This is a genomic window from Paenibacillus sp. EZ-K15, assembly GCF_002573715.1.
Taxonomy (GTDB): Bacteria; Bacillota; Bacilli; order Paenibacillales; family Paenibacillaceae; genus Paenibacillus_AQ.
The window spans coordinates 450,028-468,562 of sequence record NZ_PDHM01000021.1 but is presented as its reverse complement, the minus strand read 5'-3'; the positions used below and the strand labels follow the sequence as shown (position 1 = coordinate 468,562).

Annotated in this window: 13 protein-coding genes, 2 tRNA genes and 1 pseudogene; 14 read left to right on the top strand and 2 right to left on the bottom strand. The window is 49.9% G+C overall.

The window, feature by feature from the left end:
• Nucleotides 1–199: 199 nt before the first annotated feature.
• Nucleotides 200–538 (top strand): annotated as a pseudogene (locus tag CRG97_RS26160) (hypothetical protein); the annotation flags it as partial.
• Between the two features lie 3 nt (nucleotides 539–541).
• On the opposite strand, the gene CRG97_RS26155 reads toward CRG97_RS26160, so the two are convergent.
• Nucleotides 542–991: a GNAT family N-acetyltransferase gene (locus CRG97_RS26155; protein WP_098748680.1), complete on the bottom strand. Its 450-nt coding sequence runs from the start codon at nucleotides 989–991 to the stop codon at nucleotides 542–544.
• Between the two features lie 598 nt (nucleotides 992–1,589).
• Here CRG97_RS26155 and ilvB point away from each other — a divergent pair.
• From ilvB to CRG97_RS26135, 4 genes are all read left to right on the top strand, one after another.
• On the top strand, nucleotides 1,590–3,332 hold the full coding sequence (gene ilvB / locus CRG97_RS26150; protein WP_098748578.1) for a biosynthetic-type acetolactate synthase large subunit: 1,743 nt from the start codon (nucleotides 1,590–1,592) through the stop codon (nucleotides 3,330–3,332).
• Between the two features lies 1 nt (nucleotide 3,333).
• Nucleotides 3,334–3,819, top strand: coding sequence for an acetolactate synthase small subunit (gene ilvN, locus CRG97_RS26145; protein WP_098748577.1), 486 nt, complete (start codon nucleotides 3,334–3,336; stop codon nucleotides 3,817–3,819).
• Between the two features lie 165 nt (nucleotides 3,820–3,984).
• Nucleotides 3,985–4,977, top strand: a complete 993-nt coding sequence (gene ilvC / locus CRG97_RS26140) for a ketol-acid reductoisomerase (RefSeq protein ID WP_009589347.1) — start codon at nucleotides 3,985–3,987, stop codon at nucleotides 4,975–4,977.
• A 167-nt stretch (nucleotides 4,978–5,144) separates the two neighbouring features.
• Nucleotides 5,145–6,683: a 2-isopropylmalate synthase gene (locus CRG97_RS26135; RefSeq protein ID WP_098748576.1), complete on the top strand. Its 1,539-nt coding sequence runs from the start codon at nucleotides 5,145–5,147 to the stop codon at nucleotides 6,681–6,683.
• Nucleotides 6,684–6,940: 257 nt separating this feature from the next.
• Here the strand turns inward: CRG97_RS26135 and CRG97_RS26130 are convergent, their stop codons facing one another.
• Entirely contained in the window at nucleotides 6,941–7,921 is a 981-nt protein-coding gene (locus tag CRG97_RS26130; RefSeq protein ID WP_098748575.1) for an aldo/keto reductase, read from the bottom strand.
• A 1,087-nt stretch (nucleotides 7,922–9,008) separates the two neighbouring features.
• Between CRG97_RS26130 and leuB the strand changes: the two genes are divergently transcribed.
• From leuB to abc-f, 9 genes are all read left to right on the top strand, one after another.
• Nucleotides 9,009–10,085, top strand: coding sequence for a 3-isopropylmalate dehydrogenase (gene leuB, locus CRG97_RS26125; protein ID WP_076324535.1), 1,077 nt, complete (start codon nucleotides 9,009–9,011; stop codon nucleotides 10,083–10,085).
• A gap of 174 nt (nucleotides 10,086–10,259) precedes the next feature.
• Nucleotides 10,260–10,799, top strand: coding sequence for a peroxiredoxin (locus tag CRG97_RS26120; protein ID WP_009593058.1), 540 nt, complete (start codon nucleotides 10,260–10,262; stop codon nucleotides 10,797–10,799).
• A gap of 283 nt (nucleotides 10,800–11,082) precedes the next feature.
• Complete coding sequence (locus tag CRG97_RS26115; RefSeq protein WP_015737147.1) at nucleotides 11,083–11,490, top strand: hypothetical protein; 408 nt, start codon at nucleotides 11,083–11,085, stop codon at nucleotides 11,488–11,490.
• 322 nt (nucleotides 11,491–11,812) lie between these two features.
• Nucleotides 11,813–12,937 (top strand): ATP-binding protein, encoded by a 1,125-nt coding sequence (locus CRG97_RS26110; RefSeq protein WP_076324534.1) that lies wholly within the window; start codon nucleotides 11,813–11,815, stop codon nucleotides 12,935–12,937.
• Nucleotides 12,938–13,021: 84 nt separating this feature from the next.
• On the top strand, nucleotides 13,022–14,539 hold the full coding sequence (locus CRG97_RS26105) for a leucyl aminopeptidase (RefSeq protein WP_098748574.1): 1,518 nt from the start codon (nucleotides 13,022–13,024) through the stop codon (nucleotides 14,537–14,539).
• 142 nt (nucleotides 14,540–14,681) lie between these two features.
• A complete protein-coding gene (locus tag CRG97_RS26100) occupies nucleotides 14,682–15,644 on the top strand; it encodes an aldolase catalytic domain-containing protein (RefSeq protein WP_098748573.1) in 963 nt (320 codons plus the stop codon).
• 181 nt (nucleotides 15,645–15,825) lie between these two features.
• Nucleotides 15,826–15,899, top strand: a tRNA-Pro gene (locus tag CRG97_RS26095).
• Between the two features lie 77 nt (nucleotides 15,900–15,976).
• Nucleotides 15,977–16,047, top strand: a tRNA-Gly gene (locus CRG97_RS26090).
• Nucleotides 16,048–16,645: 598 nt separating this feature from the next.
• Nucleotides 16,646–18,514, top strand: coding sequence for a ribosomal protection-like ABC-F family protein (gene abc-f / locus CRG97_RS26085; protein WP_098748572.1), 1,869 nt, complete (start codon nucleotides 16,646–16,648; stop codon nucleotides 18,512–18,514).
• Nucleotides 18,515–18,535 lie beyond the last annotated feature (21 nt).

The following is an 18,535-nucleotide window of genomic DNA, read 5'->3' as shown; positions in this document are numbered from 1 at the left end:
GTGTATAAAAAAACCGCCGTAATATTACGGCGGTTTTTTTATTTTGTGCTCCTGTCCGTCATACATAAGAATCGTAAGCGCTGGATGAGGGGTATGAGAAGCTTTTTTACCTATCTTTAACCATCGTAAGGGCCATAAAACAAGCAAGGGAACTCCTTCCGGAATAGATTGAAATGTATATTACCTGAGGAGGGATCTTATGCACAAGCCTGTCAGCAAGGCAAAAGTGAAGTCATATGTGGGCAAACAGATCGTAGCGTATAAGAAAGACGGGACGAAGGTGACAGGCAAGCTGGTACGCGTCTCCGGCAACCGCCTTTTTGTAGAACCGGCAACCAGGGGGGAAAAGGTGAAAACCAAGGCGATTCTTCCGCTCGCATTGTTTGACCTTCTTGCCATTGGTACAGCACCCTATGCATATGGTGGGGGATTTGGCGGATATCCGGGAGGATACCCTGGCGGATACGGCGGATTTGGACCGGGGTATGGCGGATTCGGACCAGGCTTTGGACCAGGGTTCGGACCAGGCTTCTTCTGGGAATTAGAGGAACCAAATCTTTTCGAGCTCATAACATCGACTGGGTTCGATGATTCTTGTTACCGTGTAGCCAAGCTTTCGGTAAAAGTTAAGGCCGGTATGGTTGCCAATATCCACCATAACCTTGGCGCGTTTGCATCCGCGGGATACAGCGAAACGTTCGGCATGTTCCATCAATCGGACACCCCACCGTTTTCGCTGTGCGGTGGATGCGACGGCCAGCATATCGATATACAGCAGTTCGCCGTGCATCATAAAATGGACAAAGGCAATGATTTTATCGTTATCCTGAGGCGAAGCAACAAGGGTCACGCCGCGTCGTAATCGAGAGGGAATATCCTTGCGGATGATGTCCAGCTCTTTTTTTGTCATATGGGAAAGCGGGACGAGTTGGGACTCAATGAGTTGTAGAATCATCGGATCATCCTGCTCCGGTTTTCGATAGCGGATCATCGTGTTGTTTCCTCCCTTCACCGCTATTAAGGATAGCTCCATTTATCATATGTAGCAGGGGTTAAGAGCGTGTTTTGCATCAAGGAAGCGAAGGGATTGCCCCATTTGTGAATGAAAACCTTTCATCGGAAGTAAAATAAATGTGTTGACTTCTGGAATGAATGAATCATATAATGTTTCTAAACATTTTAACGAATATATCCAATCGGCAATGATGAGGACGAAGTTTAAAGGGCTCTTTTGCTCAGAGAGTGGATGGATCAGCTGAAACCACCACCAAAACCCCTTTTATACGAGCTCACCTCGGAGCTGTTTCCCTGAAAGATGCTACGCTATGACTTTATCGCATTAAGTCGTAACAGCGTTTATTAGGGGGAATCGTCTTAGTCCACGTTACGGACTGCAGATATTGAAGAGCTGTGTTCATTGTGTTCTTCATACCTGCTGAGGCTTTACACTGCGAAGTGTAGGGCAAACATGGGTGGTACCACGGAAGCTAAACCTTTCGTCCCTCACACGGAGATACTCCGGGTGTGGCGACGGAAGGTTTTTTTGTTGCTTGAATGAAGAGTGCCAATATTTGAGAGGAGGATGACTGATGAGCGCGCAAACTCCAGAAGTGCGGTCTACAGAACAATTACGAGAGAAATGGTTGAAGCCTGAAGTGATTACCGGATCGGAAATCTTGCTTCGGAGTCTTCTGCTCGAAGGTGTCGAATGCGTCTTCGGGTATCCGGGCGGAGCGGTCCTGTACATCTACGATGCCATGTATGGTTTTGAGGACTTTAACCATGTCTTGACCCGTCACGAACAAGGCGCCATTCATGCGGCTGACGGTTACGCTCGCGCAAGCGGCAAAGTCGGTGTGTGCATAGCGACTTCAGGACCGGGGGCAACGAACCTTGTGACCGGTATCGCAACAGCTTATATGGATTCCGTTCCGCTCGTTGTTATAACCGGTAACGTTGCAACAACCCTGATCGGTACGGACGCTTTCCAGGAAGCGGACATTACGGGTATCACGATGCCGATTACGAAACATAGCTATCTGGTAAGAGATGTAAAGGATCTGCCAAGGGTGATTCACGAAGCCTTCCATATCGCTTCAACCGGCCGCAAAGGTCCGGTACTGATCGATATTCCGAAGGATGTATCCGCGGCAACGACGCTGTTCCAGCCGGAAGAACGAATTCAACTGAGAGGATATAATCCTCGGACGGTACCAAACAAACTTCAGTTGGATAAGCTGGCCCGCGCGATTGAGGAAGCTGAGCGTCCGATGATTATTGCTGGCGGCGGGGTGATTTACTCCGGAGCTCATGAAGGGCTGTACGAATTCGTGAACAAATCGGGGATTCCGATCACGACAACGCTCCTCGGTCTGGGTGCTTTCCCGAGTGGTCATGACTTGTGGACAGGAATGCCGGGCATGCACGGAACCTACACATCGAACCATGGGATTCAGCAGTCGGACCTGCTGATCAACATCGGGGCAAGATTCGATGACAGGGTTACAGGTAAGCTCGACGGATTCGCGCCACATGCGAAGATTGTTCATATCGACATCGATCCGGCTGAGATCGGCAAGAACGTGCCAACCGATATCCCGATTGTCGGAGACGTGAAGACCGTGTTTGAGATGCTGAATCCGCTCGTTCCATACGCAGCGAAAGCAGATGCTTGGAGAGACCAGATTAAAAAATGGAAAGCTGAATACCCATACCGTTACGTCGATTCGGATACGGTGCTGAAACCGCAATGGGTTATCGAAATGCTGAACGACACCACGAAGGGTGAAGCGATTGTAACGACTGACGTTGGTCAGCACCAAATGTGGTCCGCTCAGTATTACAAGTTCAACCAGCCGCGTTCCTGGATCACCTCCGGCGGTCTCGGAACGATGGGCTTCGGATTCCCATCCGCTATTGGTGCCCAGATGGCGCATCCGGATCGCCTGGTTATTTCGATCAACGGGGATGGCGGTATGCAGATGTGTTCGCAAGAACTTGCCATCTGTGCCATCAACAACATTCCGGTAAAAATCGTTGTTATCAACAACCAGGTGCTCGGCATGGTTCGTCAATGGCAGGAGCTGATTTACGATAACCGTTACAGCCACATCGATCTGGCAGGCAGCCCTGATTTCGTCAAGCTGGCTGAAGCCTACGGTGTCAAAGGACTTCGTGCCACCACGAAAGAAGAAGCACAGCGTGCTTGGGTCGAAGCGATGGAAACACCGGGACCCGTCCTCGTTGAATTCGTTGTAGAGAAAGGCGAGAACGTGTATCCGATGGTGACGCAAGGGTCGACAATCGATCAAATGCTGATGGGGGATGCGTAAGATGAGTACAAAACATACCATTGCCGTACTAGTGAACGACCAGCCGGGTGTCCTGCAGCGCGTATCGGGGTTATTCGGACGCAGGGGCTTTAACATCGAGAGCATTACCGTGGGACAGTCGGAGGAATCCGGTTTGTCCCGGATGGTTATCGTAACCACCGGTGATGAAACGACGCTGGAACAGGTGGAGAAGCAGCTTTACAAGCTGATCGATGTCATTAAAGTCATCAACCTGAGCTCGAAACCGATGGTAGCCAGAGAGCTCGCCCTGATCAAAGTAAAAGCCGAGCCATCGTCCAGACCGGAAATTATGGGTGTTGTCGAGACTTTCCGTGCATCCGTCGTGGATATCGGCACAGCAAACCTGATGGTTCAGGTGGTTGGCGATACCGTCAAAATCGATGCCATGATCGAGCTGCTTAAGCCGTATGGCATCCAGGAGCTTTCCCGTACCGGAGTTACCGCGATGATTCGCGGTAATGCGTAATGATTTTACGTTTTTCTTTTATCCGGATGACAAAGTTATCGCAATATAAGCGTTAGACACCTGCATGGCATGAGCGGGTGTCTCAGCAGATCGGAAAAGGGATTGGTCTATTGAGATACCCGCTCATCATGAAGGGTCTTTAAAATCAAAGGAGGACTTATACAAATGGCAATTACTACTTATTATGAACAAGATGCAGAACTCAGCGTGTTGAAAGACAAAACGATCGCGGTTATCGGTTATGGAAGCCAAGGTCATGCGCAAGCGCAAAACCTGCGCGATAGCGGACTTCAGGTTGTCATTGGCCTTCGTGAAGGCAAGTCGTTCGACAAAGCGAAAAACGATGGTTTCGAAGTACTTCCTGTAGCCGAAGCTGTTAGCCGTGCAGATGTAGTACAAATCCTGATGCCGGACGAAACGCAAGCAGCGGTGTACAAGAACGATATCGAGCCAAACTTGAAAAAAGGCGCGGCACTGATGTTCTCCCACGGTTTCAACGTTCATTTTGGTCAAATCGTAGCTCCTAAAGACAACGACGTCCTTCTGGTTGCACCTAAATCCCCGGGCCACATGGTTCGTCGTACGTATGTTGAAGGCTTTGGCGTACCTGGATTGATCGCAATCGAGAAAGATGCAACTGGACAAGCTAAGGCGATCGGTCTTGCTTATGCCAAAGGTATTGGTTGTACTCGTGCAGGCGTTATCGAAACTTCCTTCCGCGAAGAAACCGAAACAGACTTGTTCGGTGAGCAAGCCGTGTTATGCGGCGGTGTATCCGCATTGGTTAAAGCCGGTTTCGAAACGTTGACTGAAGCTGGATACGCGCCGGAAATGGCATACTTCGAGTGTCTGCATGAACTGAAACTGATCGTGGACATGATCTATGAGGGTGGTCTTGCAAGCATGCGCGACTCCATCAGTAACACGGCGGAGTACGGCGATTATGTAACAGGCCCGCGTGTGGTAACCGAAGATACGAAGAAGGCAATGAAAGAAGTCCTTTCCGATATTCAACAAGGTAAATTCGCTCGCGACTTTATCCTTGAGAACCAATCGGGACGCGCGTTCCTGACCGCTACCCGCCGCAACGAGTCCGAGCATCCGATTGAAGTGGTTGGTGCCGAGCTTCGTGAAATGATGCATTGGATCAAGAAATAAGAATATATAGAATTCATAAGGAATTCTTCCGGGTATAGAGCAGTCAAGCATGAGATGGATGGTGCTGCTGCAAGGGACCCGTTAGATTAAGCAGCCGGCGGCAGGGGATTAAGTCAACCTGCCGCCGGATGTTTACGTCAAGCGATAAACTTCAAGGAGGTGCCGACATGCGAAAGATTTATGTCTTTGATACAACGCTGAGAGATGGAGAACAATCTCCTGGCGTGAATTTGAACACTCGGGAAAAGGTGGAAATTGCCCTTCAACTCGAAAAGTTGAAAATCGACCGCATGGAAGCAGGGTTTCCAGCAGCGTCACCCGGTGACCTTGCTGCTGTGAACGCAGTAGCACGCGCGGTTAAGGACGTCACGGTCATTGGATTGTCACGCTCCAGAGAGAGTGACATCGATGCGGTTCGCGAAGCGCTTCAGGGTGCACAGGATCCATGCATTCATGTGTTCCTGGCCACTTCCCCGATTCACCGCAAGTTTAAGCTGCGGATGGAGAAGCAGCAGGTGCTGGAAACGGCGCAGGCCTCGATCCGTTATGCAAAGAAATACTTTTCCAAAGTGGAGTTTTCCCTGGAGGATGCCGGCCGGACGGAGCTGGATTTCATGGCAGAGGTTGTCGGCATGGCTGTGCGCGAAGGAGCCAATGTCGTGAACATTCCGGATACCGTGGGTTATTTGAATCCTTCGGAGTACGGGGCCATCTTCAAATACTTGAAGGAAAATGTTCCGGACATCGAGAAGGTGCAGCTGAGCGCGCATTGCCATAACGATCTGGGCATGGCGACGGCGAACACCCTTGCCGCCATTCTGAACGGGGCCGATCAGATCGAAGGAACGATCAACGGAATCGGTGAACGTGCAGGTAACACCGCGATTGAGGAAATTGCGATGGCGCTGGAGACGCGTTCCGAATTTTTCGGAGCGAAGACGGGGCTGGCACTGACGGAAATCGCCCGCACGAGCCGCCTTGTGAGCAAGCTGACCGGTATGGTTGTACCGGGCAACAAAGCGATTGTCGGCGCGAACGCATTCGCTCATGAATCGGGCATTCATCAGGATGGCATGCTGAAAGAGAAGACGACCTACGAAATTATGACGCCGGAGTCCATCGGGCTCAAAGAAAGCAAGCTGGTGTTAGGCAAACACTCCGGCCGCCATGCTTTCCGGGAGAAGTTGCTGGATCTGGGGTATGAACTGAGCGAGGAACAGGTGAATGATGCATTCGCCAAATTCAAAGTGCTGGCCGACAAGAAGAAGGAAGTATCCGATGAGGATCTGCTGGCTCTGCTGGAAGAGAAACTGATCGATACGCCGGAAGTGTTCAAACTGGAAACAATCTTTGTTGCTTACGGCAATGAATCTACGCCGACGGCGCGGGTTCGCATTGCGACTGCGGAGCAGACGATTGAGGGAGAGGCCGAGGGCAATGGTTCCGTGGACGCGATCTATAACGCGATCGACAAGGTGACCGGAGAAGAGGTTACGCTTGCGGATTATTCCATCAAGTCGGTTACGCATGGCAAGGATGCTCAAGGCGAGGTGCATGTGGTGCTGTCGCAGAACGACGTGGCCGCACAAGGCCGCGGCTTGAGCACGGACATTTTGGAGGCGAGTGCACGAGCTTACGTGGATGCGGTTAACGTTCTGATCGAGAAACGCAAAACGTTTAGCCGACGCGAGCACGCTACGCTGTAATCCATACTTGGCGTGATGGGAGCTCTGATCGCAGTGTGAGCACTGAAGGAGCATACCATGAAAAAGAGGGGCCGCTGTTGAAGCGGCTCCTCTTTTAATTGTTTTATTAAACTGTTGGCCAGACGTGTAATGCTGGTATCAAGACACTTGCACCGAGCCCTTAACGCCGCATAGCAGTGCGCCGATACCGGCTTGATGCAGCTGATCCACGAGATAAGGCAGAGTTTTATTTTGGCGCCCCAAGCGGAATCCGAATCTTACCAGGCGTAGGCCTGCGGAGCAGCGCCGCCCGGACCCGGGAAGATTTCATCCAGACGCTTCATCACGGATTCATCGAGTTCAATCTCAAGCGAGCGCAGGGAGCTTTCGAATTGCTCCAGCGTGCGCGGCCCGATAATCGGTCCCGTAACCGCCGGGTTCTTAAGCACCCAGGCAAGGGCGACATTGTCCTGCGGTTCGCCCAGCTCCTGGCAGAGTGCCGCGAACTGTTCCAGCTGCGAGCGATACTTCTCCACGCGTTCCGCGTTGCCTCCGCTGCGCGTGCCTTCTATTTTCTTAAGCGCATTGCGTCCCAACAGCCCGCCGTCCAGCGGACTCCATGGAATGACGCCGAGTCCGAGCTTCTGTGAAGCGGGAAGCACTTCGAGTTCCGGTAATCGACAAGTTAGACTGTATTTATGTTGCTCGGAAACCAAGCCGAGGAAGTGCCGGCTCTGAGCTGCGGCTTGTGCAACCGCAATCTGCCAGCCCGCAAAGTTGCTGGATCCGACATATCCGATTTTTCCTTGATGAACCGCAACCTCAAAAGCTCCCCACAGCTCGTCCCATGTGACAGAAGGATCCACGTGATGCATTTGGTACAGCTCGATATGATCTGTCTGCAGACGCTTCAGCGATGCTTCCAGATGACGGCGCAGTTTATAGCTTGATAGTCCGGCTTCATTGTTGGGGCCATCCAGAGGATCACTCATGGAGCCGTAGAATTTGGTAGCCAAAACGACTTTCTCGCGGCGGCCCCCGCCTTGATTAAACCAGCGTCCGATAATGGTTTCGGTCAGCCCGGAGTTCTCGCCCCAGCCGTAGACATTGGCCGTATCGAAGAAGTTGACGCCGGCGTCAAGCGCTGCATCCATGATGCGGAAAGCTTCCTTTTCATCCGTGGCAGGACCGAAATTCATCGTCCCCAGACACAAACGACTTACTTTCATACCGGATTTACCTAGAGCAGTGTACTGCATAATCAATGATCACTCCTTGGTCGTTTAGGGTATAAGACAAATTCACCCCTATTGTAGCGTATTGGCAGAAAAATGTAACTAACGGCGTGAAGAGTTTTAGAGCAGTGATGAGGTTTATCTAGGGCTATCAAACCTCGCTCTACAACAGCAAATTCATCCAGAGCATCTTGTCGGACGAGAGCATGAAGGGCATGGAAAGTTATTACGAGCTCCGGGAAAGACTGTTCAACGATTTCCAGAAGAAGCATCCCATTCAGGTGCCAGACCTTGACGAGTTGTTCCAAAAAGCCGACTTGTAATATTCCTTCTCTCTTCCTGGAGTTGGCCAGTTAAAGGCAGAAGCGGGAGATGGATGGAGGATCGAAAGTAGCAGGAACGTGGCAACTAGTAGGAGCAAGGATCAAAGCTCAAGGATGAAGGAGTAAGAAGCTTGAGTAAGAACAAATGGTAGGAGTAAGTAGCAAGAAAAAAGAAACAAGAAACAACCAGCAAAAAGAAAGCCTAGGAGTAACCAAATCCCTCCACAAGAGGTTACCTTCAAGAGCCGCCCCATGCTTTATGCATAGGGCGGCTCTTCTACCTCCCACCACCCTTGTGGTCAGGGAGATGTGCTCTTCTCCGGAGGCCCGCCAATCCATTAACTTCGAAGCAGCGGAGAGGACAATCGATTCCGGAAAAGCGAAGCGGTCGCCTTTGGAGCCGAATTTCAACCCCTAAAATACAATCCAGAAATTCGGCGACAACAGCGATTGGAGGAACGATACGTACTCGGAGCCTCCCACATTAACTCTTCGAAGCTCTCGCAAAAACTGCTCTCGCAAAAACTGCTCTCGCATAAAGCCGCTCTCGTATAAGGCCCCACGCATTAAGCCTCACTCGTTTTAAGCCGCTCTCGACATTACCTCTTCGAAGCTTCTGTACAACTCTTCGGCGCTGCCATCTCTCTGATCACATTTCCCCTACTTATAGGCAAAATGAATTAAGTTCATAGTTTCTATATCTTGGTCAATCGAGGGGAAAGTATGTTACAACAGTAACTAGATGATTAAATACGACCAGTGTATATATAAATAAGGAGTGACGAAGAATGGCAGAAACGAAAAAAATCGCGGTAATTGCCGGAGACGGCATCGGCCCTGAAGTAGTGGCGGAAGCGGAGAAGATCATTAAACGTACCGAAGAGGTGTTCGGATATTCATTTACGACGGAACATGCGCTGTTTGGCGGCATTGCCATTGACGAGAAAGGGACGCCGCTGCCAGAAGAAACGCTGAATGTATGTAAAAGTGCTGATGCTGTATTGCTGGGTGCGGTGGGCGGACCGAAATGGGACAACAATTCGAAGGAGCTTCGTCCGGAAACCGGATTGCTTGGCATCCGTAAAGAGCTTGGCCTGTTCTCCAACCTGCGTCCGGCTGTCATTTTCGATTGCTTGAAAGATGCGTCCACATTGAAGCCTGAAGTTCTGGAAGGTACCGACTTGATGGTCGTTCGTGAGCTGACAGGAGGCATATACTTCGGCGAGAAGTTCAGACGCGAAGGTGCTGGTGGGGAAGAAGCGGTAGATACCTGTGTATACAACACGGCGGAGGTAGAGCGCATTGTTCATCAAGCCTTCGAGATTGCACAGAAGCGCCGGAAGAAGCTGGCTTCTGTCGATAAAGCGAACGTGCTGGAAACGTCCCGCTTGTGGCGCGAAACCGTAAACCGCATCGCTCCTGAATATCCGGATGTGGAGCTGGAGCATGTGCTGGTAGACAATTGCGCGATGCAGCTGCTGCGCCGTCCGTCCAGCTTTGACGTGATCGTAACCGAGAACATGTTCGGTGATATTCTAAGCGATGAAGCAGCGATGCTGACAGGTTCCATCGGCATGCTGGCATCCGCATCCATGGGTGAAGGAGCTTTCGGTCTGTACGAGCCGGTACACGGTTCGGCACCGGACATTGCCGGTCAAGGCTTGGCAAACCCAATCGCAACGATTCTTTCCGTCGCGCTGATGTACCGCCTTACGTTCGGCTACGAGGATGCGGCAGACGCAATTGAACGTGCAGTTGCCGAGGTGCTTGATGCCGGACATCGGACAGCAGACATTGCCGTGGATAAGAGCAAGGCGCTCAGCACGACAGAAATGGGCGATTTGATCGCCGCGGCTATCCGTTAATAGAAGAAGCATTCGTTCAAAGAAACTCCTTATTTATAATAATTATAATAAAATAACCTTTACAATCTTGACTTTGATTAGCCTCAATGATAACATTTCTATTAAATGTTCATAGGAACATAGCATGTAGAAAATACTCGTATTTTCTTACATATGTTAAGGAGGAATTCAATCATGGCAGAACGTTTGGTTGGTAAAGCGGCTCCTGATTTTACAATGGAAACTGTATCAGGAGACGGTAAAGATTTTGGTAAAGTAAGCCTGTCCGACTACCGCGGCAAATGGCTCGTATTCTTCTTCTATCCGCTTGATTTCACTTTTGTATGTCCAACTGAAATCACGGCTCTCAGCGATGCTTACGATCAATTCAAAGCATTGGATACTGAAATTCTGGGTGTAAGTGTTGACTCTATCCACAGCCACAAAGCTTGGATCAACACAGCTAAAGAAGCTAATGGTCTGGGAGCATTGAACTTCCCACTGGCTTCCGACATCACCAAAAATGTAGCAAGAGACTACGGTGTTCTGATCGAAGAAGAAGGCGTTGCTCTGCGCGGCTTGTACATCATCGATCCAGAAGGCGAATTGAAATATCAAGTTGTTAACCATAACGACGTAGGCCGCAGTGTAGAAGAAACGCTTCGCGTTCTTCAAGCACTTCAATCCGGCGGATTGTGCGCTATGAACTGGAAACCAGGCGACAGCAACCTGTAATTCCATTTCGTTAAAGTTAAGGCAACCCTCATTATCTGACATTATGTGCAGGTAATGGGGGTTTTTTCACCTCTGTTTTTTTTTGGATGAAATCGGGGAAGACTCTTGTTTAGAGAACCGCTCTTGCGTTGATATATAATAAATATATAGGCTTACAGACTTAACCCTAGGGAATCGTGCCTTAATTTTTAATCGAGGTTTTTTTCGTGAAGGAATTAGCGGGAGTGAAAGCGAATACAATATTTTGAAACGGTTGAGAATCCACAAAAGGAGGGTGAACGATATGAGTTTTTGCTGTGGGGCTAGTATGATGGGTACAAAGGGTACACTGAAGCATTATCGCACTCAAGTACATAATGTTCCCCTGCTGTCTTGTCCGGTCTGCCATCGCGTCGAAGTACACCATCGGGTTGAGAATGAGTATGAAATATTAGCTGAATATGCCCATGGTGACGGAGCATCCCAGGTGGATTTTCAGGATTATGTGATGGAAGATGAGGACGCGATTTTTGAGAATGTTGTCAACCGGGAGTCGGAGGATCCGCTAACGGTGGTTCAGAGTCAGATTGATATGTCGTTAGATCTCCTGGTGGTTGCCAAATGGATGGAGGATGAGAAGTGGCAGGGCGAACTGAAAAGACGACTTGCCGTGATGAGTCAGCGCAGGCTCCGGCTCCAGAAGCAACCTTAACAGGAATTAATAAAGCCTCGTGAATATTCGGGGCTTTTTTAATGTTTCAAATGGAATCAAAGGGGGTAATAATTATATTAGTTGTTTGGGAATAGGTGTTAGATACAGTACATAAACAGAAATACATAAGAACTAAGGATGGTATTTTTATGCAATTTCCCATTTTTCGACAGGATTTCTGATTGACGTTTCTTTGTCTCGATGACTATCATGGAAGGAAGCAGATTCGGGCTGCTTCTGATTCAAAGGCGGACAAGCTGATTATTGCAAGGTTTTTTGTCGGTTTGGTGAGTTCAACTTTTCAAGAAAAGGGGGAGCCATCTTGTTGAGTCAAATCCGTGAATCTGAGCTGCAGGCTATTCGTTCTTTTCATTCCAGCCAGCTTATTAGGAACAAGTATGAGAACATACTGGAGAATCTCGACAGCGGGATCATCCTCTTTGATAGTGACGGTGTGTTGGCATTTGTTAATGTACAGATGGCAAAATTATTAGGTGTATCCCGTAAATCGCTGACTGGCTGTACGCTGACCCAACTATTGCGTCATCCCCAGCTCTCCAGATTCAAGAAGAGAAAAATACTTCGCATTTTCCGGGAAACGGTATTCCATCGCAAGAGATTTCATGAACTGGTTGATGAATATGGCAGATCGTGGTTGATCACCATGACTTATGGGGACCAGATGGAAGGCGATTTTCTGATCAGCGTGAAGGATGTATCCGACTTCAAACGAATTGAGCAAACCGCTTATCAGAACGATAAGCTGGCCATGCTGGGAAAGATCTCGGCATCCATTGCCCATGAGATACGGAACCCGCTGACCTCCATCCGTGGCTTCATCCAACTGCTTCGTCCACATCTCGTAAGCTTAGGTAAGGACGAATATGCCAGAATTATCCTTACGGAGATCGATCGTGCGAATGATATTATATATGAGTTTCTAAATTCCTCCAAACCCTCTGCTCCAGAAACCAAGATTGTGTCCGTATCCTCTTTATTGAAGGAAGTCGTTCTACTAACTGAAAGTGAAGCCTTAATGAAGGGATGCCAGATTATTCTGCATACTGATAAGACCCCACCTGCGTTTATTTCCGTGGATGTGAAGCAGATCAAACAGGTGATTCTGAATATTATTAAAAATGCCCTGGATGCGATTAATGAGCATCATGATGAGAATATCACCGGAGTGATTGATATTTCCGCCCGCGATACGGGGAAACATATCAACATCTGCATTTCGGATAACGGCGGCGGCATGGATCAGAATACATTGAACCATCTGTTCAATCCATTCTTCACAACGAAAGAGAGCGGAACGGGGCTGGGATTATCCGTGAGTTACAGTATTATTAGAAATCATGGTGGCTCGATTGCCGTGGATAGTCAGGTTGGTAGCGGGACGGAGTTTGTGATCACATTTCCCAAGTTGGACGTTTCGGAAGTATAAGAATGTACGATCCATGCCTGAAATAAATACGAGAGCAGCTGTTCCGATGGAATGGCTTTTTCTTTTTTAGGAGGAGAAGAACGCATGAAGTGGACATTACAAGGCAGCTTATCATCCGGGCAGGTGCATACCGATGCCATCATCATTCCCGTAACGAAAAAACAAGCGGCGGAAGGCGGTGTTTCCGAATCCTGGGATCCACTGCTCAAACCGTTGGCCGAGAGTCGGTTATTTGACGGAACTCCCAATCGGTCATTCGTATGGCCGGAGAGCATCGAAGGCGAATCACGCCTGTTAATATGGCTGGGCCGCCCCGAAGGAATCTTGACATCCGAGCAGCTGCGGCTGCTTGCAGCACAGGCGGTGAAAGCCGCCGTGACATCGGGGGTACGCAGTGCTGCCATTCAAATTCCGAATACGATGGTCAACTTCACTGCCGAACAGACTCCCCAAGATGCTGCTCAGGCTTTAACTGAAGGTTTTATCCTCGGAAGCTATCGGAAACCTCATTATAAGCGTGATGCTGCCGAACGAACGAATTTAGAAGAAATCCTCTATTATATAGAAGAAGATATGGATGCGGAATTTGAAGCTGGGTGGACGAAGGGGATGTCATTAGGCGCAGCGATTGGAGAAGCGACCTGTCTGGCACGGGATTTAACGAACCTGCCCGGCAATATGCTGTTGCCGGAAGACTTGGCCCAGAAGGCGCTTCAGGTTGCGAAACGGAACGGTTTTGAAGCACAGGTACTGGACGAGGAAGGACTTGTCGAGAAGGGCATGGGCGGCCTTCTGGCCGTAGGTAAAGGCAGCATACATCCACCGCGCATGATTGCGCTCCGTTATCAGGGACGGGAGACGTGGGAGGATGTGATCGGTCTTGTTGGTAAGGGGGTTACGTTTGATACCGGTGGTGTATCGCTGAAGAGGGCATCCGGGATGGAGAATATGATCAGCGACATGGGCGGGGCGGCTACCGTACTGGGCGTTATGGAAGCCCTCGGACGGATTCGTCCCAAAGTAAATGTAGTGATGGTGATTCCGTCAGCGGAGAATGTAATGAGCGGTAGTGCCTTTAAACCCGGCGATATCGTCACGACGCTGAGCGGTCGCACCATCGAAGTATTGAATACGGATGCTGAGGGACGTATTGTGCTTGCGGACGGAGTAACTTATGCCAAGCAGCTCGGGGCTTCGCGTTTGATTGATGTGGCCACATTGACAGGTGCTGTCGTTTCGGCTCTTGGGGATATAGCCACTGGGGCCGTAACTAATGATGAGACCTTTTTGCAAGAGTTTATTGCCTCCTCTCGGAGGGCCGGCGAAAAAATATGGCCGCTTCCATCCTATCCGGAGTTCTGGGATAAATTGAAGAGTGAGGTGGCGGATTTACGAAATCAGACGGGCCGAGAAGGCGGGACGATAACGGGCGGTCTTTTTGTGGGGACATTTGCTGATGGGCTGCCTTGGGTGCATTTTGACATAGCAGGTACGGCTTACTTGTCCAAGGAGCGAGGCGTGGATCCCAAAGGGGCAACCGGCGTGCTCGTTCGTACCATCACCGACTGGATTCTTAAGCAGGTCCAGGTCGTCATGGATTGAAGCGCTTGTTATGAAATGAAGAGTCAGCGGCAGTCCCATATCCCTTTGAAAAACGTCCGTCCTTCGGACGTTTTTGCTTTACTTTTCAACCGGCATTCAAGTATGATGAAGAGAAAAATTGCCGAGAGGAGTTTAGCTTAGAATGATTAAGAGTAGTCAGACAAAGATTGTAGACTGTACCATTCGCGATGGCGGACTGGTCAATAATTGGGATTTTAGTGTGGAATTCGTACAAAATTTATATGCGGGCCTGAATGAGGCTGGCGTGGACTATATGGAAATCGGTTATAAAAATTCGCCTAAACTGCTGAAAGGCGCTGATCAGGCGGGCCCTTGGCGTTTTCTGGATGATGACTTCCTCAGAGAAGTGATTCCTCATAAAGGCAAGACCAAACTGTCCGCCCTTGTAGATATCGGCCGTGTGGATGAAGACGATATTTTGCCGCGCGAGGAAAGCTTGCTGGATCTAATCCGTGTCGCTTGTTACATCAAAGACGTGGATAAGGCGCTTGCGCTGGTACAGACCTTCCACGATCGTGGTTATGAGACTACGCTGAACATTATGGCTCTCTCCAACGTGATGGAGAACGAGCTGCTGGAAGCTTTTGAGCTGATCAAGGAGAGTGTCGTGGATGTGGTCTACATCGTCGATTCTTACGGAAGCCTTGATCATAAAGATATGGAATACCTTGTAAATAAGTTCAAGACGCATCTGCCGAACAAACGTCTGGGCGTTCATACCCATAACAACATGCAGCTGGCGTTCTCCAACACGCTGGTCGCTGCAGATCTTGGCGTTGAGCTTCTGGATGCATCCGTGTACGGGATGGGACGTGCGGCCGGCAACTGCCCGACCGAGCTTCTGGTTACCCATCTGAAAGGCACGAAGTATGAGTTGCGTCCGGTACTGGATATTATCGAGCGCTACATGATCCCTCTTCGCGAAAAAGAAGAGTGGGGTTATATCATGCCTTACATGATTACAGGCACCCTGGACGAACATCCACGCTCCGCCATGGCACTCCGTGCTTCGGAGGATAAAGACAAAATTGTGGATTTTTATGATAAATTGACGACACCGGAAGTGACCTTCGACAAAAAATAGGCAAGGTGCTTTTACAGCCCTGCTTCATATCAGGTCAAGGTAATGCAGCATCTTTCCCTCCCAGGAAGGATGCTGTTTGCTTTAATATACGGGCGATCTATTTTCCATAAAATACATGTTGAAATTATGTGTTCGACATGGTATATTTATTTTTGTCTTCAAAAGACGCCATCTTCATTATCGGGACGTAGCTCAGCTTGGTAGAGCACCTGGTTTGGGACCAGGGGGTCGCATGTTCAAATCGTGTCGTCCCGATTCGCTTATGAATTAGGGCCTCGCAAAAGTAATCGGAATATGCTCCGAAGCATAGCGTCACTTTTGTAGGTATATGTGCGGGTGTAGTTCAATGGTAGAACTCCAGCCTTCCAAGCTGGTAGCGTGGGTTCGATTCCCATCACCCGCTTATAGTTAGAACGGAAACCCTTGGTGACAAGGGTTTTTTGTTTGCCTTTTATTGCGAAATGCGAATGGGACCGGAATAAACATGGGGCAGCATAGGGGGCCATTTTGTATACTAGATGTGTCAATCATAGGAATTCAAATATTCCTCTAATCACCCCTTTTACAAGCGCGGAATATCTGTTATAATGGCCATAATTTCATTCCAAGAATGCGAGGTAACCTAGTCCAATGAAGTAAGACACCCTTTTCTCTAAACAACTGCATGTGGTTTTGCAGGCGTTTCTCTACGGCGGTAGAGGAGAGATTTGGTGTGTCTGAACAATGTGACTGGGGTGCCTCTTTTTGTTATGTTGAAATGGTACTCTAATGCAATACAATCACATCCATGGAACGGATTTGCAGCTTCCGCTAACGGCGAGGTTATTGAGCTTCATTTCAATAGCAGTCAAGGCTGGACTGGAATGAACAGCCGAAGTTAGTGTCGGTCGTGCGAATTCGTCCCGTTAAATCAGACCAGACCCATACCTCTCTTTATAACATCCGCCGCAGGCCATCGCTTGCGGTTTTTTAGTTTTTTCAAAGAGAGAGGATGAAGCGATATGACCATGATTCTAAAAGCGAAAGATATAAGTATGGAGCTCCAAGGAAGGCCGCTGTTTGAAGGTATTCAGCTGGAGGTGGCGGAAGGAGAACGGATTGCGCTGTACGGGCGCAACGGTACCGGCAAAACCACGCTTCTCTCGATCCTGGCCGGCGAGCTCGAACCGACCTCGGGCGTTGTGGAGACGATTCTCCCGCGAGAGCGCTGGGGCTGGCTCAGGCAGCGGGATGAGCCGGACGAAATCGATAGGAGTGCCATCGATACGGTGCGCAGCCGCAGTCATCCTTCATTATGGCAGCTGAAGCTTCAGCTTGCCGGCGTCGAGCAGCAGATGAATGGCGGCAGCCTTGCAGAAATGGAACCATTGCTTGAGCAATATGGCAATCTGCTGGAGCGTTATGAGTCCCAGAACGGTTTCCAGTGGGAGACCGAGGTGGAGAAAGCAATGACGATGCTGGGCATCGGGCCGGAGGTGTGGCCTGTGTCCTACCGCGAGCTGAGCGGAGGCCAGAAGACGAAGGTCATGCTGTCAGGGCTCCTTGTATCGGCACCGAGATTTTTACTGCTCGACGAGCCCACAAACCATCTGGACAGTGACAGCTTGGTCTGGCTGGAGCAGTGGCTGGTGTCGTCCTATAAAGGCACTGTGTTGTTTGTTTCCCATGACAGGGAATTCATCGACCGGGTAGCAACCTCTGTATGCGAGCTGACCTCGGAGGAACTCCGGCGTTACCGGGGAGGATATACGAATTACCGCCGCGAAAAAGAGCGGGAGCTGCGCGAACAGGAGACGCTTTACCGGAAGCAGGAGCTGGCCCGCAAAGCGCTGGAGGAATCGATCCGAAGATACGAGGAGTGGTTCCATAAAGCGCATAACGCGGCCGGGGACGTAAATGACGTCAAGATCACCGCCAGCTTTTACAAAGCCAAGGCCAAGAAGAACATCTCAAGATATCATGCCAAGGAAAAAGCGCTGGAACGGCTGGAAGCAGAGCGGGTGGATAAACCGCGAAACGGTCCTAAGCTGAACATGGAGCTGGAAGGGGAAGCTTTCGGCGGCCGTACCCTTGTCCAAGTGAAGGATATCTGTTTTGGTTACGAAGATCAACCGCTTTTTAATAAGCTCACCTTCTATCTGAACCGCGGCGACCGGTTGGCTGTAAGAGGCCCTAACGGGAGTGGGAAAACGACATTGCTCAAGCTGCTGCTGGGCGAAATCGAACCGCAGGAGGGCTGGATTACCCGAAATCCTTCCGTTAAGATTGGTTATTTCTCACAGGAACTTGAGGGGCTGGAACCCGAAACCACGCTGCTGGACAGCCTGCTCGTCATTCCGGGAATGACGGAGAGCCGTGCGCGTACCTTGCTGGGCTCGTTCCTCTTCAGGCGGGACGATGTGTTTAAGAAGATGGGACAGCTGAGCATGGGGGAGAAGTGCAGAACGGCTTTTCTCAAGCTGTATTTCAGCGGGGCGCATCTGCTCGTGTTGGATGAACCTTCGAATTACCTGGATGTGGATACCCGCGAGGTGATTGAACAAGTGCTTGTAAGCTTTCCGGGTGCGATAGCGCTCGTATCCCACGACCGGTATCTGGTGCGCAAAATCGCGAACCGGCTGCTCACGCTGAAGTCTGGGGAAGCTCCGGTTTGGTTTGAGGGAAGTGTGGACGAGGAGGAAGAACAGGCCTCGCGAACCGGTGTGATCAGGGGGAATACGGAGAAGGACAATCGGCGAATGGAGCTCGAATATCGGATTCAGGAATTACTGGGCTTATCAGCCGAAGATTTTGAAGCCGGGGACGAGGCGAGCTGGCTTGCCGAGATTAGGGAGCTCCGGGCTGAGCTGACCAGGCTTCAGTCGGAATAAGATCAGGGATCACGATTAAAA

Bases quoted from the DNA above. Each gene is read 5' to 3' on its own strand.
- CRG97_RS26130 (WP_098748575.1), bottom strand. From the start codon at position 7,921: ATGCAGTACACTGCTCTAGGTAAATCCGGTATGAAAGTAAGTCGTTTG.
- ilvC (WP_009589347.1), top strand. From the start codon at position 3,985: ATGGCAATTACTACTTATTATGAACAAGATGCAGAACTCAGCGTGTTG.
- CRG97_RS26115 (WP_015737147.1), top strand. From the start codon at position 11,083: ATGAGTTTTTGCTGTGGGGCTAGTATGATGGGTACAAAGGGTACACTG.
- abc-f (WP_098748572.1), top strand. From the start codon at position 16,646: ATGACCATGATTCTAAAAGCGAAAGATATAAGTATGGAGCTCCAAGGA.
- CRG97_RS26105 (WP_098748574.1), top strand. From the start codon at position 13,022: ATGAAGTGGACATTACAAGGCAGCTTATCATCCGGGCAGGTGCATACC.
- ilvN (WP_098748577.1), top strand. From the start codon at position 3,334: ATGAGTACAAAACATACCATTGCCGTACTAGTGAACGACCAGCCGGGT.
- CRG97_RS26155 (WP_098748680.1), bottom strand. From the start codon at position 991: ATGATCCGCTATCGAAAACCGGAGCAGGATGATCCGATGATTCTACAA.
- CRG97_RS26100 (WP_098748573.1), top strand. From the start codon at position 14,682: ATGATTAAGAGTAGTCAGACAAAGATTGTAGACTGTACCATTCGCGAT.
- leuB (WP_076324535.1), top strand. From the start codon at position 9,009: ATGGCAGAAACGAAAAAAATCGCGGTAATTGCCGGAGACGGCATCGGC.
- CRG97_RS26120 (WP_009593058.1), top strand. From the start codon at position 10,260: ATGGCAGAACGTTTGGTTGGTAAAGCGGCTCCTGATTTTACAATGGAA.
- ilvB (WP_098748578.1), top strand. From the start codon at position 1,590: ATGAGCGCGCAAACTCCAGAAGTGCGGTCTACAGAACAATTACGAGAG.
- CRG97_RS26135 (WP_098748576.1), top strand. From the start codon at position 5,145: ATGCGAAAGATTTATGTCTTTGATACAACGCTGAGAGATGGAGAACAA.